At 47.4% G+C, this 5,197-nt stretch carries 4 protein-coding genes and 1 pseudogene; 1 reads left to right on the top strand and 4 read right to left on the bottom strand.

Annotation, left to right across the window (positions count from 1 at the left end):
- Nucleotides 1-95 (top strand): annotated as a pseudogene (locus ACTHSP_RS17585) (50S ribosomal protein L17); the annotation flags it as partial.
- Nucleotides 96-240: 145 nt separating this feature from the next.
- Here ACTHSP_RS17585 and cas2 read toward each other — a convergent pair.
- The 4 genes from cas2 to ACTHSP_RS17605 all read right to left on the bottom strand — a co-directional run.
- Nucleotides 241-567 (bottom strand): CRISPR-associated endonuclease Cas2, encoded by a 327-nt coding sequence (gene cas2, locus ACTHSP_RS17590; protein WP_049351001.1) that lies wholly within the window; start codon nt 565-567, stop codon nt 241-243.
- Nucleotides 560-1,414 carry a type II CRISPR-associated endonuclease Cas1 gene (cas1, locus tag ACTHSP_RS17595; protein WP_318250583.1) on the bottom strand — a complete coding sequence of 285 codons (855 nt, stop codon included), beginning with the start codon at nt 1,412-1,414 and terminating at the stop codon, nt 560-562. Before cas1 ends, cas2 begins: the two co-directional genes overlap by 8 nt.
- Before the next feature lie 126 nt (nt 1,415-1,540).
- The gene (cas9, locus tag ACTHSP_RS17600) at nt 1,541-4,711 is read right to left on the bottom strand and encodes a type II CRISPR RNA-guided endonuclease Cas9 (protein ID WP_440346554.1); all 3,171 of its coding nucleotides are present in this window, start codon (nt 4,709-4,711) and stop codon (nt 1,541-1,543) included.
- Nucleotides 4,712-4,981: 270 nt separating this feature from the next.
- On the bottom strand, nt 4,982-5,197 hold a 216-nt coding region (locus ACTHSP_RS17605; RefSeq protein ID WP_440346555.1), incomplete at its 5' end, for an alanine:cation symporter family protein.

Consider the following 5,197-nt stretch of genomic DNA (forward strand, 5'->3'; position numbering starts at 1 on the left):
ATGTTCGTGTACTGAAATACGGTTTCCGTAAAGGCGACAATGCTCCTTTGGCATTGGTTGAATTGGTTGATAAAGCAGCTGATTCTGCTGAATAAGCAAATTAATATGAAAGCACTACCTGTTTAGGTGGTGCTTTTTTATTTGGATAGATCCTTTCTCATTTCGCAGTGCTACAATACCTCAACGGGAAATCATTATTCTATAAGGGTTTCCCGTTTTATTTTGTCTAAAAAAATGAGCTTAGAATAATGATAGTTGGTCTGAATTTACTCTTTTTTCTTGGGTTTTCAGCTCTCCCAACAGCAGTTTCATGGTGGCATATTGCTTCTCTGTTACTTCCAAACAGCGGATTGAACCTTCTTGCGGTAGGTTTGCACATAGCCTATTGTGGTGTTTTTGCAACGAATCACGGCCTTTGACAATACGGCTGTATACGGAAAGCTGGAGCATTTGGTATCCATCTTTTAATAGAAACTGGCGGAATTGATTGGCGGCTTTGCGCTTGGCCGCTGTGGTGACTGGTAGGTCGAAGAAGACGATAATCCTCATAAATTTGGCCTCACTCATATTGGTATTCTTTCAATGGCAAGATTTCAGGTAGTTTCAGCTGTTTGGCGTTTTTGTCGGTTACGCTGGCTTGAAATGAAGAAATCATTTTGTCTATGGCAGCCAAGGTGCTGAAGTGTTGCCGTTCGATGCAGATTTGACAGTGAAGGGTCTTGATAAGGTTTTGTTTGAGTTTGGGTGTCAGTTCAGTTTCCAGACGGCCTTGTTCGTACAAATGTATCACGGTCAGGTCGGCCAATGGGCGTAAGGGTTCGATAAAGTCATCGGCGAGATTGAATGGATCCAACTCACTTCTATGAAACAAGCCTAATGTGGGCAACCAACCGTATAAGGTCAGGGCGCGTGCAACTGCTGCACGGAGCACGGCGTAGGTGTAGTTCAATGCGGCATTGACGGCGTTGTTGTCATTACGGGTAAATTTTTCGCCAAAGAGGGCTTGGAAGTAGAGGGCGGCGGCTTGGGCTTCGCGGTTTCCTGTATCGCCCGAACGGACTTCAGATGCCAAAGTGCGTAACCGTTTGGCTGCAAGATCATTGCCTGTTTCGTCTGCGACAAATGCTTGGTTCAGGATTTTTTGGCGGACGATATGTTGCCAGAATTGCTTTTTTAAAGGTTCGCTTATATTCAGCTGTAGTTTGAGGATTTTGAGTTGGCGGTGATATTGGGCATAAGGCAGCCATTGTCCGCAGGGGAGGAACTGCTCGTCACATGTCAGTAGGGTTGCGCCATGTTCGGCTAAGGCTGATAGGAGCGGGGCGGTAATCAGGGTTTCGCGGTTTTCTATGATGATAACGGCGATGTCTTCTAATGGTACGGTATGGGACTCGCCGTTTTGTTGAATCAGCAGTTGTCGGCGTTACAAGGATAGTTTGCCGCCGTTTTGAATGAGCAGGCTACGCCAAGTCATATTTTTCCCCTTATTTTTATATAAAAAATCCCTGCTTCAGGCCGTCTGAAACAGGGATAGATTAATTTAACGGACAGGTGGACGTTGTTTCAGACGGCATGGTCTGATTTCTTTGCCCAATTCGTCAATTTGGTATTTTTGGAATGAAAGGGCGGTTTTGACACCAACACTTTGGAAAATGCCGTTTTTCCCTTTGGTATTATCTGTGTCATGTACACGGATATCAATCGCTCCTGTGGCTCTATTTAGACTAACAAAATAACCAAAGAATACGTTTTTCTTGGCAGTTACTTTTATTAAATCATTTGAATAAAGTACAAATTTAAATCTGAAGCTTTCATCTATTACAGTCCAGTCCTCTTCATCTGCATAAGCAACAACAGCCCTATCCGGCAAAATCCCTTTCGCTACCTGCCAACTGTAAATCGGAACCAGATAATACTTGCCGCCTTTCTCAAACACATCTACGCGCACCATGGTTGCATTGTCGGCAATACCGTTATGGTTGCGCACCCATACGCCGGTTTTCTGTACTTGCTCTACACGTACGGCTTTTACCTGTTGGGTGCGGTTGCCTGCTTTATCGTATTTGTAAAACGGCTCGGCAAAGGCTTTGGTAGGATCGTCTTTATGTGCTTCCAAACGTGCTTTCAGTCCTTCGCATAGCTTAGGTTCGCGCTCCCGATTGACCATTTTTTCCAAGTCTTTCAGTTTTAATTGTGTCAGCGGTACGCGCAACACGCTGATGCCTTCGTCCAGTCGTTTGGCGGATTTGACGGTCTCCATATGGCCTTGCCCGCTCATCTTCCAATTGGGCGCGCGTGAAACAAACAGTGGCGTAACGTATTCGTGCACGGCTTCGGGGCGAGAAGATAATTTTTCTGCGAGCAGGGTACGCAGTTTTTCGGGGGTATCCGCTTCTTCAAATTCGGATTTGCCGTCCGGTTTGCCGAAGACGCGAATCATGACTTCTTGTGCGAAAAATTCCCAAGGTTGCGGGAAGTGTGCTTTTTGATGCAGCACTTCTCCTGTTTCTTTATCTATGGTTTTGCCGTCAAACGCGTTCATCTCTTTATAGCGTACAAAACGGGTAATTTTCTGCTGCATGGCAACGGTCGAGCAGGCAACGACGACGGCGTCCAAGGCGTGATGGCGGTTGTTTTCCGCACGCACTTTGCGCAATCCCCAAAAGCCGCGCAACAGATTGGTAATTTGTCCGTTGGATGCAAAGACACGTCTTTTCCCTTTACCTGTCAGCAGCATATGGTCGGCAACGAATTGGCACAGGAAACGGTTGACGTAGCGCGTATCGTTCAGATTGCGTTCTTTAAAGCCATCTTCATCGAATTTTTGCAGCAGAATCCGTTGTTTTTTACTGCGTGGGAAACGGCTGGTTTCGACACGCGCTTTAAATTCCTGCCATTCGCGGCTGTTGTCTTTGCCGTTGAAGTATTCGTAAGGGGTTTGGTTGCCTTTGTTTTGGTTTTCGCTGCCCAATACCAGCACTTTATTGTTGAAACTGTCGTCCCATGTGCGCGAGAACGGCAGGGCATGGTCGATTTCGACATAGCCTTTTTCGTTCAGACGGCCTAAGTTGATTTCTTTGCCCGAATACAGGCATTTGCCGTGTTGTTGCTCGTACAGGCGCAGTTTCAGAATATCTTTGGATTTGGGTTCGCCGACAAAATTGGGGAAATACTCTCGGAATTCGGCGGCGGCTTTTTCACGGTCTTTACGGTTTTCTTCTTGGCGTTTTTCGATTTCTTTGCGGTCTTTAAACGATTTTCCTACTTCCCTTGCTGTTTCAATATGGATACGGGCAGGGGAGCCGTAACGCCGAACCACGCCGTTAATGACTTTCCGTGCTTGAGATAAGGCGCGCAAGACGACGGGGTTGCGGATTTCGTCGGCGGGAATCGGCGGCAGATAAAGCATTTCCTCCGAATTTTTCTCGCCATAATGATCCCCGTAGGTTTCAGCGCAGGCTTCATCGTAACGTTTGCCTTGTTCCATCAGCGGCACGATTCGGCGCAACGCTTTCAAAGAAATTTGAACGAACTTGTCGAAGCTGATGTGTTTCAACAGTGCATCCAAGATTTCAGGTTGCAAGCAGCCTTTCAGACGACCTGTAATATCCTCATCTGTTTTAAACAGGGAGAATGCCGTACCGATTTCATCCTGCAATTCGGGGGAAAGGCTCAACGGAGATTTTTTGTCTTTCAAACCTTCTTTTTCCAGCGCACGGCGGATGGCGTGGTAAGCCTTCATTTCCATCAGCGTTGCCGATTCGGCATTGTCTTTGCCGTAACGCAAACCTTTGAAAAATGCCGTATCGTCCAATCCCAGCAGTTCTCGTGCTTTTGCATAAGTTAGCTTATTTTTATAAGGCATATCTATAAGCGTGGCACGTTCGGTATCAGTCAGCGGACGCTCGCTGCCTTGCTCTAAAATACGCAGGTTGTTCAGCTTGGTCAGCCAGATGAAACGTTCGGCAGTATAGGTGTTTTTAGCGGCTTTCGGCTCTGTCGGCTCAAAGGTGCAATACCCCAACATTTTTTGAACAGCATCGCCAGACAGGGCAGGGCGTTGCGCCATCAGCAGGGTTTCAATACCTTCTTTAAGGCCGTCTGAAATATGCGGATTGCCAAATTCTTTTTGTTTTTCAAACAGCAAAACTAGCTCTGCCTGCAAATCTTTGCGGCTGAACGTATGCGAATAATCGCCTGTCTGTAAGGCATGGGCATTGTCGGCTACGCCTTTAAGCAAAGCACCAAGCTCCTTGTCGGCAGTTTCGCCTTCATTTTTCCGTTGCGACAAATAGCCGCGGTGTTTGATTAAATGCAACAAGACTGCCGACCACTCTAAAGGCGTCAGTTTGCGGTCTAATGCGGCTGCGCGAAGTTGCCATGGTGTATTCGGTAAGGATTTAATCAAGCCGTTTTCATCAAAATCGGCAGCCTGTAATACGCCCTCGCGTTTCAATAGGCGACGGGCCCGAAGCAGGCGGTGGGCGCGACGGCGGGTCAGGCGGCGGACGCTGCGTGCCAAGCGTCTTGCCGCTGCGAGAGAGTCGCCTGTTTTCGGTACTTCTGCACGCTCAAATACGCGCACGCCCAAATCAATCAGGCGGATGGGGTTTTCTGCGTCGTCAATTTCTACCATCGCCCAGCCGACGGATGCGATGCCGATATCGAGGCCGAGGATGTAGTTGATTGGATTGGGTTTGAATGCAGCCATCAGTTTCTCCGTAATATGATGTTTAGTAAGTATAAATATATCCTAGGTAAGTATTTCCATGCAAATGAAATGCTTGACTGGGTGTCGATTTGGAATTAGAATCTGTCCATATTGTTGCACTGCGAAATGAGAAACGTTGCTGCAATAAGGCCGTCTGAAAAGATGTGCCGCAACGCTCTGCCCCTTAAGGCTTCCGCTTTAAGGGGCATCGTTTTGTCTAAATGGCAGGGAATAAAAAAGGCCGTCTGAAATTTCAGACGGCCTTTGGTTTTACCAGATATCGGATTTGATTTTGCGTTTCAAGCCCGGATGTTCGGAGAGTTTGAACTCTGGGGCTTTGCCCATTTTCAGCTTGGCTGTGTAGTCTTTCAACAGCAGGAAGGCAAGTGGGGACAGGAGTAGGATGGCGACGAGGTTAATCCATGCCATGATGCCCATGGCCATGTCTGCCATATCCCATACCAAGGGTACGTTGGCAACTGCGCC

This window comes from Neisseria sp. P0001.S005 (assembly GCF_051963715.1).